At 57.8% G+C, this 14,669-nt stretch carries 12 protein-coding genes; 8 read left to right on the top strand and 4 right to left on the bottom strand.

Features of this window, described 5'->3' with window-relative positions; genetic code table 11:
* Positions 1–184 precede the first annotated feature (184 nt).
* A complete protein-coding gene (locus NKJ01_RS04530) occupies positions 185–1,054 on the bottom strand; it encodes an SMP-30/gluconolactonase/LRE family protein (protein WP_352726483.1) in 870 nt (289 codons plus the stop codon).
* Between the two features lie 378 nt (positions 1,055–1,432).
* On the opposite strand from NKJ01_RS04530, the gene NKJ01_RS04525 reads away from it, so the two are divergent.
* The 7 genes from NKJ01_RS04525 to NKJ01_RS04495 all read left to right on the top strand — a co-directional run bounded on the left by NKJ01_RS04525 (position 1,433) and on the right by NKJ01_RS04495 (position 10,180).
* On the top strand, positions 1,433–2,206 hold the full coding sequence (locus NKJ01_RS04525) for an ATP-binding cassette domain-containing protein (RefSeq protein WP_023704404.1): 774 nt from the start codon (positions 1,433–1,435) through the stop codon (positions 2,204–2,206).
* A gap of 39 nt (positions 2,207–2,245) precedes the next feature.
* A complete protein-coding gene (locus NKJ01_RS04520; protein ID WP_023704403.1) occupies positions 2,246–3,292 on the top strand; it encodes a sugar ABC transporter substrate-binding protein in 1,047 nt (348 codons plus the stop codon).
* Between the two features lie 121 nt (positions 3,293–3,413).
* On the top strand, positions 3,414–4,400 hold the full coding sequence (locus tag NKJ01_RS04515) for an ABC transporter permease (protein WP_031200335.1): 987 nt from the start codon (positions 3,414–3,416) through the stop codon (positions 4,398–4,400).
* Positions 4,401–4,799: 399 nt separating this feature from the next.
* Positions 4,800–6,092, top strand: a complete 1,293-nt coding sequence (locus NKJ01_RS04510) for an alanine racemase (RefSeq protein ID WP_352726482.1) — start codon at positions 4,800–4,802, stop codon at positions 6,090–6,092.
* Between the two features lie 386 nt (positions 6,093–6,478).
* Entirely contained in the window at positions 6,479–7,210 is a 732-nt protein-coding gene (locus NKJ01_RS04505) for a GntR family transcriptional regulator (protein WP_352726481.1), read from the top strand.
* A 662-nt stretch (positions 7,211–7,872) separates the two neighbouring features.
* Complete coding sequence (locus NKJ01_RS04500; RefSeq protein WP_352726515.1) at positions 7,873–8,139, top strand: class II aldolase/adducin family protein; 267 nt, start codon at positions 7,873–7,875, stop codon at positions 8,137–8,139.
* A gap of 430 nt (positions 8,140–8,569) precedes the next feature.
* A complete protein-coding gene (locus tag NKJ01_RS04495) occupies positions 8,570–10,180 on the top strand; it encodes an ABC transporter substrate-binding protein (RefSeq protein WP_502905856.1) in 1,611 nt (536 codons plus the stop codon).
* 169 nt (positions 10,181–10,349) lie between these two features.
* Here NKJ01_RS04495 and NKJ01_RS04490 read toward each other — a convergent pair whose 3' ends face one another.
* Entirely contained in the window at positions 10,350–11,114 is a 765-nt protein-coding gene (locus NKJ01_RS04490) for a GntR family transcriptional regulator (RefSeq protein WP_352726479.1), read from the bottom strand.
* A 301-nt stretch (positions 11,115–11,415) separates the two neighbouring features.
* Positions 11,416–12,198 carry an HpcH/HpaI aldolase family protein gene (locus tag NKJ01_RS04485; RefSeq protein WP_352726476.1) on the bottom strand — a complete coding sequence of 261 codons (783 nt, stop codon included), beginning with the start codon at positions 12,196–12,198 and terminating at the stop codon, positions 11,416–11,418.
* Between the two features lie 281 nt (positions 12,199–12,479).
* On the opposite strand from NKJ01_RS04485, the gene NKJ01_RS04480 reads away from it, so the two are divergent.
* A complete protein-coding gene (locus NKJ01_RS04480) occupies positions 12,480–13,292 on the top strand; it encodes an SDR family NAD(P)-dependent oxidoreductase (RefSeq protein WP_023704397.1) in 813 nt (270 codons plus the stop codon).
* Between the two features lie 318 nt (positions 13,293–13,610).
* On the opposite strand, the gene NKJ01_RS04475 is transcribed toward NKJ01_RS04480, so the two are convergent.
* Positions 13,611–14,627, bottom strand: a complete 1,017-nt coding sequence (locus tag NKJ01_RS04475; protein ID WP_352726514.1) for an ABC transporter ATP-binding protein — start codon at positions 14,625–14,627, stop codon at positions 13,611–13,613.
* Positions 14,628–14,669 lie beyond the last annotated feature (42 nt).

Here is a 14,669-nt window from a genome sequence, read left to right as displayed (position 1 = left end):
GGCCCCACACTGTCTGCCAGCAGTGAGGGCTGCTTTCGGTTTTCACGGGGCGCGCAGGCGCGAAGATGCTTCGCTTTGCTGGAAGAGGCCGTGTGCCCAGCCGAACTCGGGCGTGGCGAGTTCGACAAGAAAAGGCCCGCGATACGCGGGTATCGGGTCTCGTCGAATATCGGTGAGCTCTGCATCACCCAAACTTCCCGATTGGCGCGCCAGGTACGTCCATCCGGCAAGAGATCAGGGTTCCCTGGTCCGGCTTGCCGTTGCGGGCTGTCGAGAGCGACGTTATGAACAAGGTTCGAAGATCGCGCCCCCCAAAGCACGGCATCGTTGGCGCATCGGTGGGCACCGGCATCGAGGCCACGATGCCGCCGGCCGGTGAAATCTTGTTGACGCAGCCTGCTGTTACTCCGGCGCTCCAATAGAAGCCATCGACATCGACCGCGGCACCATCGGCCAGACCTTCTGCCTCACTGGGCGTGACCAGCACCCGCATTCGGGACATCTGGCCGCTGGCGGGATCGAAATCATATGCAGAGACCGAACCTCTCGAGTCAGCGTGGTACATCGTTGTGCCGTCAGGGCTCCAAGCCAAACCGTTCGACACGTTGATTCCGCCCAACATCCGAGTACACCTGCCGTCCGGCGTGATCCTGTAAAGTGACGCGGTAGGCGAGCGCGGAACGGAATCGTGCATGCTGCCCACCCAAAAGCAGCCGTCCGGACCGACTTTGCCGTCGTTGAGACGATTGATCGAGACATTCGGCTCAGGATGAACGAGAAACTCCAGCGATCGGGACGCCGGGTCGTAAAGGTGTACTCCGCTTCGAAGCGCGACGATCAAGCGTCCGCTCTGCGCCATGCCGACGCTGCCGACCGCCGTGGGCATCGGATGCGCGGCCAAATGTCCCGAAGCTGGATCGAGTTGATAGAGCGCCGGCGCCAAGATGTCGACGAACCAAAGTGTCTGCCGGTCGTCGTCCCAAACCGGACTTTCCCCGAGGGCGAGTTCGAAGGAAACATGTCGCGTGAACGACTGGGTCGAATCTAAGTGCAAACGATACTCTCCTTCACCCCGCCGGCGGCAACTACGAAGTGCAAAAAACAGCGCGTCCAGAATTCTCTCATCAACGCAGATTTGATATAGCAAAATCCGAGCTTGTCGAGCCGATTTTATCGTTCGCAGCACGAAATATGAAATGCCAACATCAAATTGCTGCGGCCATCCGCCCTTCCGGTGAGGATGTTGGCGCTACCGAAAACGCGTCGTGCAAGCGGCTGCGGCTCCGGGATTCCGAGTAGCTACAAGGTTTTTATCTCTCCGCGATGGTGACTGTTGAGCTCATGATGCGAGGGATGGCTCGGTCCAATTTCCTAAATATCAGGTTTGACCATTATGAAATATCGTATATGGTCGATCAATTGCGGAAACAGCATGAGGGACGCGGCTGCCGTGAGCGATTTATTGCACCTGAAGGACATCAGTATGCATTTCGGCGCTGTCATGGCGCTGGATCGAGTGGATATTTCCGTCGGTCGAGGCGAGGTGCTGGCCCTGCTGGGTGATAACGGCGCAGGCAAGTCGACGTTGATCAAAGTAATCTCTGGCGGACTGAAGCCGTCAGGCGGCAAGATCTTCTTCGAAGGCGAGGAGCGCGTCTTCGAGTCTCCTCACGACGCCAAGCAGATGGGCATCGAGACCGTCTACCAAGACCTCTCCGTTTGCCTGAATGCCGACGTTGTCGCGAATTTCTTCATGGGACGCGAACTCACTAGGCGAGTTTTTGGCATCCCGATTCTTCGGGAGGGCGAGATGAAGGCAATCACTGAGAAGGTGCTGAGTGCAGGAGGCACGCGCATCCGCTCTGTGCGAATTAACGCAGAGCATCTCTCGGGCGGCCAACGTCAAGCGATCGAACTTAACCGCTTTGTCCACTGGGGTGGAAAGCTCGTCGTGCTAGACGAGCCATTTGCCGCGCTGGGCGTGGAGCAAGTGCGACGTGGCTTAGAGACAATCGCGCACGTGCGCGATCAGGGTATCACGGTGATCATCGTCACCCACAATATGACCCATGCCTTCGAGATCGCGGATCGCATTGTAGTCATGCATCAGGGGCGGGTTTCAGGAAACGTGCCGACTGCCCAGACAACTCACGAGGATGTCATTCGAATGATTACCGGAGATGCGGCTCGCCGATCCGCATCCTGATCGTTTGTCCTCGGCAATAAGAAAACAGGGAGCGCAGCAATGAATTTTTCGAGAAGACAGATAGGCGGGCTTGCCTTGGCAGCCGTGGCCGGACTGGCGTCCAGCCGCGTGTCGGCTGCAAGTAAAGGAAAGGTGTACTTCCTAATTCCTGATTCGGGCGGCCCGTTCTATCCGGCGTCCGCAAAGGTCGAGGCCGCCTTCCTTCAGCAGATCGGCTACGAGATGATCACCTTGGATGGCGGCAATAAGTCCGATCTGCAGCTGAACCAGATAGACAACATTATCAATCTAAATCCAACGGCGATCGTCCTCGCCGCCGTCGACTACGACGCAGCCGTGCCTGGCGTCGAGAAGGCTAGGGCCGCCGGAATTCCGGTGATCGCATTTGATCGCGAGATCAAGAGCACTAAGCTCGACTTTACCTCTGTGGCCGGCACAATTGAGATCGGCCGCATTGCTGGGGATGAGGCGATCCGGCTTCTCAAGGAGCGGAAGGGTTCGCTCAAAGGCAAAGTGCTGCAAATCATGGGAGATCCCGGCGACTCGTACGTTGTGGGCCTGGCAAAGGGTTTCGGCGAGAAGTTGGCGGGGCTTCCCAACGTGACGCTTATCACCAAGCCGACGCCGCAGTGGGAACCAACCAACGCCGGCAGCACGGCCCAGAACCAGCTGCAGGCTAACCCCGACATCGATGTTATTTTCTATCACTCGGGGTATCTGGCGTCCGCAGTTCAAGGAGCGCTAGAAGCGGCCGGAAAGAAGCCGGGCGAGGTCATGTGCCTGGATGGCGACGGCGACCCCGGTGGATTGGCTCAGATTCGTGCCGGCTGGCAGCAAGCGTCGGTTGCGCAGCCCATGTATGCACAAGCATTGGCCGTGGCTGAGGTGTTGGATAAGCTTGTAAATAAACAACCTCTCAACGTCGGCACTTATCAGGTTCTTGGCCTTGACGCTGCGCTGACGATCGAGTCATGGGGTCCCTATTTCAAGATACCTGGAAAGGTCGTGACAAAGCAAAACGTTGACGACCCGGACGTTTGGGGAAATGGCAAGATCCCGGACGTCAAGGTCACTCCAATCGGTTGACGTTTTGATTTGACCCCCTGGGGACCGAGCACGCTCGCTCGGCCTCAGGCTTGCTTTCGAGGCAACCATGACAAGTTTAAGTGACCAGGAAACCGTTCGCCCTCGGCAGATAGGGCAGGGAATGAAGCGGACGCTTATCGAAGCCGCACTCGAGAACATCGTATGGCTGATCCTGCTGACCATTCTTGCGGTGTTTTGTGTCGCAATTCCTGGTTATGCTCAATTCGGCATCTTCTTCAACATCATCGAGCAGGCCACGTTTGTCGGCATCCTCGCGGTCGGCCTATCGATTACGATCATCGCCGGCCAAATGGATCTGTCGATCGAGTCGACCATGGCTCTTGCCGCCATGGTTACCGCGACCTTGGTTAGCACCGGCCCGCTCGGATGGGGATGGGGGCAAAGCCCTGGTTGGCTGATCATTCCAGGGACGCTGGCGGTTGCTCTTGGCTTGGGCGTTGCCATCGGTCTCGCCAACGCCCTCCTGGTTATTAAGCTGAAGATCAATGCGTTCATTGCGACGCTCGCGACATATATCTTCCTTCGCGGCGCTGTCGTAGCGTTCAATGGCGGTTCGGCTGTATTTGGATTGCCCGCTTCGCTGAGGTCGATCGCCCTAGTGAAGTTAGCGGGAATCCCGCTCTTTGCCTGGCTGACGGTCGCCATTTTCTTGGTATTTTCATTCGTCCTGAAGAAGACGCCGTTTGGCCGCTATCTCTACCTTGTGGGCGGCAACCCCATCCCGCCATTCCGGGCCGGAATCCCTGTAGAAAAGATCGCTGCATGGAGCTTCGTGCTATCGGCTGCACTCGCGGCTTTTGCCGGATGGTTGCTCGCAGCTCGAACATCCGGGGCGACCCCGAACCTTGGTATCGGGATGCTGTTCGAAGCGTTTGCAGCGGTGGTCATCGGTGGAGTGAGCCTAAAGGGTGGCGTCGGCAGATTGTCCGGGGTCTTTGCTGGCGTGCTTCTATTGAGTGCAATCAGAACTGCGATCAACCTCCTTTCGATGCCGCCGCAATACACTCAGATGATTCAAGGCGCTCTGGTTCTCGCGGCGATGTTGCTGGATGCCCTGAAGACAACAGTCCGGAGGCGATACCTATAAACAGAATTGGCTGCGTGGAGGGCACTGTCTGTCAACGAGGAGGGCACAACTTCAGTCATCGACAACGCTGGAACGGTTATTGGCCCTGGCTTCGTTCTTCAAGCGAAGAGGCGGGGCTCCCACCACCGGACTGGCGAGGCATCTATCATGGCGCGCTACTGAGTTTAGTTGGTTCTTTGGGAGAGGATGCAGCAGATCCGCTCTGACCCCTGTCGCGCGGCGAGAATCAGTGGCGCACCTGTGCCAGGGGCAGGGTGGGCAGTCTCGGGCGTGCGGTGTATCGCAGCGCGGTCCGCCGCCAGCTCTGAGCGGTCCCGATAGCGTTGGCTCCGTAGCCAGCGTCGAAGGCAACGAGAGTGTCAGACAAGCTTTGACTGCGATTTCCAACGGAGTGCGACAATGAAGTTGCTGGACTTTAATGAAGCCGCGGGCCTCCAGCTTGATGGGAGCGTACGAGGCGTTCCGCCCGGGGTCGTGATATCGAACGGAAGGCTCAGGGCGATGAATTGGTCGCCGCACGACGGCAGCATGACACTGCCCGTGCTGACGTTGGACGAGGAAGCTCTGTTATCCAATGCCACCAATTTCCTGCAATTCGCCGAGAACGAGAAAGTGCTCCTGGCGCCTCACGCCAAGACGCCCATGATGCCAGGCTTAGCGGCCTCGCTCATCACCGCCGGCGCTTGGGGGGCGACCGTGGCGAATGTTCAGCAGCTGTCTGCACTAATGGCTGCAGGCGTGAAGCGCATCATTTACGGAAGCCCCCCCGGTGGAATGACCGGCTGTACTCACCTGGCCGCGGCCCTGGCGCTCTTTCCGGACGTCGACGCGTATGTCTTCCTGGATTCGGTCGAAACCGTAAGGGCTCTGCACCGAGCCCTTCGCAAGAGAGGCGAGGCCAGAGCCTTCGGGTTGATCGAGGTCGGGTTCGGACGGACCGGCGCCAGAGACATCGGTACCGCCATGGCGATCCGCGACGCAATCATCGCCACGAATGGCGCGATCAGACTGGCAGGCGTCGCAACCTACGAAGCCGGCGCTGCGGCCGGAAGCGGCGTGGACCATCAGATCGTATTTCGCCAGCTTTTTCGACTGGTTGCTGACGCGCATCGTTCGGCCAGAGAAGCCGTACCTTTGGGCGAGCACTTGATCATTACCGCAGGCGGCTCGAGCTATTTCGACGAGGTGATCGACGCTCTGCGGCCAGTGGCGGAAACTCAAGGCCCAACCTCACTGGTGCTGCGCTCCGGAGCCATCTTCTTCTCTGACGACGGAATGCAGCAGCGGGCTCTCGCGGCAATAGCAGCAAGAAGTCGCTATGGGTCGATAGGAAATGCGATCAGGCCGGTGTTGTCACTTTGGGCGGAAGTCGTATCTCGGCCGGAAGCGGGTCTTGCCATAGCAGGGTTCGGAAGGCGCGATGCGCCAACCGACCAAGGGGTCCCTATCGTGCGGCGAATCTACCGTGATGGCGTCAAGGTTACCTCAGTAGATGACCAACTGCCGGTGGTCGCGAAGGTGAACGACCAACACGCCTTCATTTCCGGACCAGGCGTCGAAGGCCTCTTGGTGGGAGACATCCTTCAACTTGGCATCTCACATCCCTGTACGGCGCTCCAGTGTTGGAGCGTCGTCTACGGCACCGACGATCAATACCGGGTCCAATCCGCGTTTAAAACCCATTTTGGCTAAGGAAAAGGCCGGGAATGATCAGAGCTGGCGGGGGAGGGCATGGGAGCGATCCTCGACTTGGAAAATCGGCCATCTGCATCGTTCAACGATAGGCCGACGATGCTGAATTGATGCATTTCCTTGACTCTCACCTTCGGTGGCTTGCCGTTCGTGAACTTCGACGCCGCACCCGCCCATGGCTGGCCCGTCAACGCTCAGTGGACGCTCATTGGATCGGCAGACCTGCACAGGGCAGCTGATCCGTCATCGGGACTGCTCTAAAACATGTTGCGGCTGACTGCTGCATGTGGATGATCACAGACTCCGACAGTGAATCCTGCCGCTACACGTTTTGAGAGGCACGAGATTCTGGTATTGCGGTGCCCGGCTACGGGCAGGGAGAAATGATGCTTGCGACAAAGACGGATGTTGAACGCTCGGATGAGGAAACTGACGACCGCATAGGTTTGAATCGCGACAGCTTGGCTGATCAGATTTATGCCAAGCTGCGCAGTGCGCTGATGACCGCTCGGTATGAGCCCGGTAGCCGTTTAAGCATCCGAAAGCTGGCCGCGACCTTTAACACCTCGCCGACACCCGTGCGTGAAGCAGTTATGCAGCTCGTAAGAGAGGGAGCACTGGAACTGCGGTCGGGTTACCAGCCTATCGTGCCGGTTCTCTCGATTGCACAGTACATCAAGATCCGCGACACTCGCATACCTCTTGAGCGGCTGGCCGCTGAACTTAGCACAGTCAATATTACAGAAGAGGGTATCCGGCATATTCGGGAGATCAATGACAAGTGGATGCAATTCGAAGCTGAGGGGGATTGGCAAGCGGCAATTGCTGCTAATCATGAGTTTCATTTTACGGTTTATAGAGCATCCATGAACGATATTTTGGTTCGCATCATCGAGAACCTCTGGATGTTGTCTTACCCAGTTGTCTATTATCAATATCGGAACATACGCCTGAGCAGGTCTGGGGTGCACCCACATCTGCTGCTGATCGACGCGTTGGAAAGGCGGTCTCCGGCCGAAGCAGGCGAAATGGCGGTGCGCGATTTGCGCGAGGGTTCTTCCAGGATTATCGAACTGCTCAATTCGAATAGAGAGAATCCGAAACAGAAGGTGATATAAGGCCAAGGGAGCGATTGCCACAGCCGCCGGTCCGGCGGCTACTCGCCGCGCCTAAGGCCGGGTGGAGTTCGGCTGCGCGCGTTCTAAGGCTTTCGATGGCGAGATCATCATGATCGAAAGCACTTATGCCACATTCCCCACGCATGCTGTCACAGTAAAGACGGGCGCCAACGTGGTTGCATGGGACGTTCCGTAGGCGATGCCACCAAAACCCCGCACTTGTCGACGCCAAAGCTCGCCGATTTGCTCTCGTACCGACGCGGGCAGGGCTGTTGAAGTATGACTCGGCGAGATTTCGTTGCCTCTACCTCGGCGGAGAGGGCACGAATAGCGTGCCTGATCGTGGGCGGGATATGAGGCTTGAGTACGTCCAGCACTGCGCGGCGAGTTTGACGTCATGTGCAGTTTAGAGGCATCGCTGCGGCGAGACCACAAAACTTGCTCGCCGACCAAGCAGCGATTTGGCGGTTTGAGCCGACTGGCTGCGTCCATTTGCCATGATTGTGCGCCGGAAGGTATAGGGCGGTCCCGTTTGTCAAATCGGCTACAACTGCGGTCGCAGCAATCGCTCCCTTTTTGTCGCGGCGGCAGCCTCCCCTAAGCAGCTTAGCAACTCCAGAGCCATTTGATATATCGTGGGCCACAATTGAAATTACGCCAAGCTGCTTGAGAGGGAAAGCCATTGCATTGGGAGGACTGCTTCCACTCGCGGACGTTCTCGATCATCCGGGCGTGGCCAAGCTCATCGGACTTGTATCGCAATTCCGGAGCCCGCTGTCTCGGGGTTCCATCGTTCACGAGGGGTTTACCGCGCCACACACCATGAGGCGGTCGTGCACTGCCATTCGCGGGACGCAACAGCAATTGCGCTCCTGATGGATGTGATCCGCCCTCTTCAGATTGAAGGGCATGCGTGCTTCCGGGCGTGATCCGTCATCGGGGAATTGCAAGCGCGTCGCCCAGCCTTGCGGCACACCGTGTGCCCCATGACTGAGCCAGAATCCGATCGTTTCAAGTTCTATGTTGATATATCAAACGAGCGTTGCGCGGTATCGCCAAAAACGTCGTTGCCAAAAGCGGCGATTATGATATACCAAAATGACAGACCCGTTGGGAGGACGGACAGAATGCCGCCACACTCGCAGTTGGCTAGGGCGGGGCCGTCGCGCGGCACGCGCGTTCAGTCCCGCGTTAGCAGAATCTGCCAGTCACCGCTCGTCCGGCTTCTCCGAAGCATCCATGAAGCCATCGCCGGATGTTCACGACCAGCATCCGGTCCGAACGCCCGATACGGCCAAGTCAAATGTTGCGCGGCCGACTGGCGAAATGAAAAGCGCCCAAACAAAAAAGGGGAAGACCATGAATATTTCCTTGAAATCCCGCCCTTACCCGAACGGGTTGAGGGTCGCCGCGATTGCCGCGTCGTTGATCGCTCCGGTCGCGGCTCCCACCTTCGCCTGGGGACAGGACAGGCCGCTTGTGATTGCCCGGAATCTAGACCTGAACTCACTCGATCCATCGCGGGCCGGTTGCGACACGTGCATGATTTACCTGACAGCTACGTACGAAACGCTTGTTCATCTCGGCAAAGACGGGAGGTCCGTGGAGCCGGGACTGGCAGAGTCATGGGAGGCCAACGAGGACAACTCGGCCTTCGTGTTCAAGCTCAATCCCAAGGCCGTCTTTGCAGACGGTACTCCGGTGGAGGCAAAAGATGTCATCTGGTCCTGGAACAGGCTCATCAATGGCCAAGGCGGTAACGCCTGGACGCTGGGCACGATCAAGTCAATGGAGGCGCCCGACAGCCACACCGTCAAAGTCCAGCTGACCCAGCCGGATGGCGAGTTCCTTGGCAAGGTCATGGTGAGCAGCTCTGCGATCATCAATAGTGATCTGGCCGAGGCACACGGCGCACGGGCGGGGAAAGACGCCGGCACCGATCCTGCCGAGCCATGGTTCCTGTCCAACTCGGCTGGCAGCGGTCCCTTCGTGTTGGCGGCATACAGTCCCAATGCGGAGTTGCGATTGAAGCGGAACGATAAATATTGGGGGCAACCAGCAGGCGTCAGCGAGGTGCTCTTCAAGCAAGTGAAAGACTCGGTTGCGCAGGCGCAGTTGATCCAGAACGGTGATGTGGACATCGCGATGCAAATCGATCCTGACACGGCAAAGACTATATCATCCCCCGATATCGTCGTAGATTCTTTGCCATCGGCGAACTATATCTATATGGCGCTTAGCCCTGGGGCGAAGGCTAACCCCGTTCCTATGACGAAGGAAATTCGACAGGCGATCGGCTATGCGGTGGATTACAAAGGCCTTGTCGAGTTCACCGTCGGTGGCGCCGGTCGGCTGCAGCCGTCTCCGGTTCCGAACGAATGGCCAGGCACGCAAGGCTTGCCGGAGCCTGAATACAACGTCGAAAAGGCTAAGGAACTGCTGGAAAAGGCTGGATTGAAAGACGGGCTCGATCTTGAGGCGAAGTTTCCAAACATGAACTATTACGGGGTGGATATGTCCACTCTCATGCAGAAGCTTCAACAGGATCTGTCCAAGGCCAACATTCGTATCAAGCTTGAACCGCTGACCTTTCCAGTCTGGCTTGATACCGTCCGTGGAGACGGCACGCCACTGACCGCCTCATTCTATGCCCCTGACTATTATGGGACGGGGCAGTATATCGACAATTTTGGCATGATCCCCGGGACACGGTGGGCAAAGCGGTCAGGCGCCGAGCGCCTCGGATTGCTGAACGCCAAGGAGAAGGAACTGCTGGACAAGGCACTGGCGGCTCCCGAGGACAAGCGTGACGAATTCTTCAAGCAGGCTGCCCTGGAAATGACAGGGGATCGGATCATTATCGGCCTCGTCAATCCCGACAACATTTACGTCTATAACAAACACGTGCAAGGCGTTCGCTACAGCCTCAACGACTTGATGCCACTGCGTGAACTAAGCTTCAAGCAATAGGTTGGTACCGCCAACCCCCAGCCCGAGGATAGTCGATCGGCCGGCGAGGTGCTTCACCCGCCGGTCGATCAAAGTCTACCTGCGGGGCGTTGCGCCGAAACGTCGGCCGACATTGTCTGTTTTCAACCAGACAGAACATCTTGCTGTAAGCTGGCGCTGAATGCGGGGTTCAATCGAGCGTTTGGCCGTTTTTCTGCTTCGCTGCCGTCTTCTTCTTGCCGAGCCGCTGCGTTTCCTTCAACTGTTGAAGGATCAGGTAGGAGCCTTCGCGTGTGTCGCGCAAGACGAGGTCGCCGACCTCGCTCGGCGACCTGCGCACGAGCGCATCTATGATCAACACGTGCGGATGCACCTTCGATGCCGCTTGCAGAATGTTTGGATACTGGTTGTTCACGAACGGTCCGGAAAGTAGCCACAGGTTTTCGATAACGTGAACCAGGACCTCGTTTCCTGACGCCCGGTAGATCGTAAAATGAAACTCCTGGTTAGCAGCAAGAGCAGCTTTCCATTGCTCCTGCGCCTCAGACTTCACCCAGGTATCGTGAAGTTCGCGCAGTCTTTGGATTTCCTCGTCGGTAATGTTAACCGCACCCAATTCGGCAGCAAGCCGCTCCAGCGGAGCGCGTGTTTCCCTGATGCTGATGTATCGCGGAATTGACAGCACTGGAACCCGCGGTTGGTATCCAAGCCGTAATTCCAAGGCCCCCTCCCTTACGAGCTGAACAATCGCCTCCCGGACTGGCGTTGGAGACGTATTGTAGCTGACCGCCAGCTTGCGGATGCTCAAACGGGCGCCAGGCCCGTAGAGACCTGTCATCAACGCTAGGCGCAGCCGCGCATAGATTTGTTCCGAAAGGCTATCGCGGTTTCGGTCGATGGCTTCGTCTGCCTCCTGGGCAGCGTCGTCGTCATCGTAGCTCTCGGTAACAGACATCGACTTCCTTTCCCAACGTTCAGCCGATCGGCTTGCCCTGACGAAGGGGCAATCCTTTGTGACCTTCGCTCGACACAGGAGTTTGCGCCAACCAGTATATTCGAAACGGCGGCAGAAACACCACAGAGATGTTCACAACGCCGATGGGCAGAGGCTTTGCCTTTACACTATCACGCTGGCAGGCCCGAGCCGTTCGGCTTCCAGTTGGGGCACTCCAATTACCCTTCTGTTTGGCCACAAAGGCGCGGCGGTTGCGGCTGCTTTTGCTCTTGGTCTTCGGACAGATGATCGGGAACGGCCGCTATCGGCTGAGGTCGCCTGCGGAGGTCTGGATCTCCTTGACTGTTTCCCGCGCGATCTGGCCAAGGAGCGTGGCGTCGCTGGTAATGGTCACGATGCGGAACCCCATATCGATCATCCTTGCCGCATAGGCCGGAGCCGCACAGTGGAGGCCGGCAATCAGCCCCCTTTTGCCTGTCTCCTCGATTATGCGTGCGTAGACAGCAAGGATTCTCGTATCCTCCAGGTCTAAGGTCGGTCGCAGGCCAAACGAGAAGGCCAAATCGCTTGGGCCGACATAGACGCCGCTAATGCCAGGAACGTCCAGGATTTCATCAAGATTCTCGACGCCCTGGCGTGTCTCTATCATCGGCAATATAACCAGTTCCTCGTTTGCGAATTCCTGATAGAGGTTCCCGGGCTCTCCATAGCCACCAGCCCGAACCGGGCCGTTCGATCGGTTCCCAGCAGGGGGGTAGAGACAGGCAGCGACGAAATCCCTCGCCTGCTCCGCAGTGTTGATCATCGGGCAGATGACGCCCCAAGCGCCAGCGTCGAGTACTTTGCCGATAATGCCAGGTTCGTTCCACGGAACTCTAACCATGGCCGTCACCGGATAGGCGCCGATCGCCTGAAAGCACTGCACCATGGTGAGGTAGTCCTGGACCCCATGTTGAAGGTCCACCGTGATGCTGTGCCACCCGGCCTTGGCCATGACTTCGGCGGAGAATCCCGAGGGGATAGCCAACCAACCGTTTAGACAGGCCTTGCCGCTCGCAAGACGTGCGTTCAGGGCGTTTTTCAAAAAAGTCTCCTGTGAGTTTTGGGCGTTTGATATATCCAAAGGTGCTCAGGTCTCGAAACGGAAAGACGCTGTAAAACCTTGGCTCAACAAGAAACGGCTGGACCAAGTATCGCCGGGGTGACCTTTTCTACTTGCACCCTCTCGCACAAAATGCAAGTATGATATATCGTTTTATCCTAAATGTAGCCCCCGGTCGCTCTTGGTCTGACGACAGCCGATCAAAGGCTATCTAGAGCGAGCTTTTTGGAAGCGATTTAGGCGTGCCACACGAGGGAAAAACAATGTCCAAATCCAAAGTGTTCCTAATCACCGGCGCGGCGAGCGGCATCGGCGCGGCGTTGGCCAAGCGGGCAGCCGAAGCCGGCAATACCGTCATTCTGGCCGACATCAACTTGGCTGGCGCAACAAGCGTCGCAGAGGGAATTGGGCCAAAGGCAGAAGCTGTTCGGCTCGATATCTGCTCGTCGCAGCAATGGGACGACGTTCTCGAAGGAGCCAGGACGAAATTCGGCCGCTTGGATGTGTTGGTCAACAATGCCGCCATTGTCCACACCGGATACGCCCGCGATTTGAAGATGGAGCAGCATGAAGATACGATGATGACCAACTTCTTCGGGCCTGTCAGGGGGATGATGGCGGCACTTCCCAAGTTCAAGGCGCAAGGCCACGGTCATCTCGTGACGATATGCAGCATGACCGCCTTCCTGCCTTTTCCGGGCATCGCCAGCTACGCGGCAGCCAAGCATGCGCTTCGTGCCTATCACCTTGCGCTTGCGCTAGAGGAGCGAGAAAGCCCTTTAAAATTCACGATTGTCCATCCAACGTCGACCGAGACGCCGATGCTCGACAAGGAAGCGGAAGACGACGCGATGGCCTTGTCGTTCGCGGGGACTCCCGTCACCGCGGAGTTTGTCGCTGACATCGTGCTTGAGGCGATCCGGAAGAATACGGTCGAGGCATTTGCACCTCCTGAACGGGGCAAGGCTGTCAAGAAGCTTGGCGCCAGCCCACGCAGTCTTTGGAAAATGATGGAGCGAAACGCCGCGATTGGGGCCGAAAAACTTCGCGCGCGCCGGGCGGCCAAAAAAGGCTAGACCGATCGGGCTGCGGGGTGGAGTTGTGCGGAGCGGTTCCTTTTAGGGCACCGCCGGCGGCCTGTGAACCTTGACCTGGTAAATAGGTGCGGGCGCGCCACGTCCGTGGGGACAGCCCCGATCGCAGGCAGCCCATGCATCGCGCCAGTCGAGTGCAGGGTCTTGGAAGAGGGCGGCCACGTGCGGCATAGATGTGGCGCGAAGGTTCTGGCTTAGTTCGGCGGAACGCAGATAAGCTTAGCACAGCTCGGCGCGGCTTCTTAGGCTTCAATGCGCCCGTCCCTGTCTCGCCAGGCGCCTAAAAAGATCTCAACCGAACTATTGCGCTTGGGATTGCGATGCACGGTCCGGCTCAGGGAAGTGGCACGCTACACGGGAATTCCCTAATTCGCGCAGAACCGGGTCTTCTGTTGTGCATATGTCGCGTGCTTTCCAGCAACGCGTTCGGAATCGGCAACCGCTTGGAGGATTCACGGGATTTGGCAAATCGCCCTGAAGGACGATTCTTTTTCGGCGACGCTCGGTTCGGGGATCAGCCGTCGGAACGGCCGATAGCAACGCAACCGTGTATGGGTGCCGAGGATTGCCGAAAATTTCTTCCCTGGAGGCGATCTCGACGATCCTTCCAAGATACATGACAGCGACCCTGTTAGATATGTGCCGGACGGTGGACAGATTGTGAGCGACGAATAGGTAAGCGAGGCCGAGGCTCTCTTGCATATCGGCGAGAAGGTTCAGGATGCCCGCCTGGATACTGACATCGAGCGCCGAGACGGGCTCGTCGAGGATAATGAGTTTCGGGTTGACCGCGAGTGCCCTCGCTATACCCACACGCTGGCGCTGGCCTCCCGAGAGCTCGTGTGGAAATCGCTGAAGGTGCTCTTTGTTCAGCTTCACCAATTCGATCAGCTCGCGGACGCGGCTCCGCCTCTCGCTTTTCGTGAGATCAAGCAGGCCGAGAGGTTCGGCAACGATTTCGCCAATCCGCATTCGTGGGTGCAGCGATGCGAAGGGATCCTGAAATACGACCTGAAGATGCCGGCGCTGCTGGCGCATCTCGTCATTGCTAAGCTTTGACAGGTCGACGCCATTCAAAAGGACTGCCCCGGAGGTCGGTTTGGTCAGCCTCAAAATACACCGCGCAAGCGTCGATTTTCCGCAACCGGATTCTCCGACCAGGCCAAGCGTCTCGCCGCGCATCAGATCAAAACTGACGCCTGCGACGGCTCGTACAACGGGGGCGCCGACGCCGGTTGCAAAGGCACCGCCTAGGCCGAACTCCTTGGTTAGGTTTTGCACGGAAAGCAGGGCGGGCGCCGGCGCCTGGGCAGCCATTTCCATATCACCATGGGGGGCCGATAGATTTTGGAGAATGTC

Source organism: Mesorhizobium sp. M0276 (assembly GCF_040321755.1).
GTDB lineage: Bacteria > Pseudomonadota > Alphaproteobacteria > Rhizobiales > Rhizobiaceae > Mesorhizobium.
The sequence above is the reverse complement of the archived record's forward strand: the minus strand, read 5'-3'. Positions and strand labels throughout refer to the sequence as shown.

Coding starts and splice junctions, on each gene's coding strand:
- NKJ01_RS04525 (WP_023704404.1), top strand. CDS start 1,433: ATGAGGGACGCGGCTGCCGTGAGCGATTTATTGCACCTGAAGGACATC.
- NKJ01_RS04520 (WP_023704403.1), top strand. CDS start 2,246: ATGAATTTTTCGAGAAGACAGATAGGCGGGCTTGCCTTGGCAGCCGTG.
- NKJ01_RS04515 (WP_031200335.1), top strand. CDS start 3,414: ATGAAGCGGACGCTTATCGAAGCCGCACTCGAGAACATCGTATGGCTG.
- NKJ01_RS04495 (WP_502905856.1), top strand. CDS start 8,570: ATGAATATTTCCTTGAAATCCCGCCCTTACCCGAACGGGTTGAGGGTC.
- NKJ01_RS04475 (WP_352726514.1), bottom strand. CDS start 14,627: ATGGCTGCCCAGGCGCCGGCGCCCGCCCTGCTTTCCGTGCAAAACCTA.
- NKJ01_RS04505 (WP_352726481.1), top strand. CDS start 6,479: ATGCTTGCGACAAAGACGGATGTTGAACGCTCGGATGAGGAAACTGAC.
- NKJ01_RS04510 (WP_352726482.1), top strand. CDS start 4,800: ATGAAGTTGCTGGACTTTAATGAAGCCGCGGGCCTCCAGCTTGATGGG.
- NKJ01_RS04480 (WP_023704397.1), top strand. CDS start 12,480: ATGTCCAAATCCAAAGTGTTCCTAATCACCGGCGCGGCGAGCGGCATC.
- NKJ01_RS04490 (WP_352726479.1), bottom strand. CDS start 11,114: ATGTCTGTTACCGAGAGCTACGATGACGACGACGCTGCCCAGGAGGCA.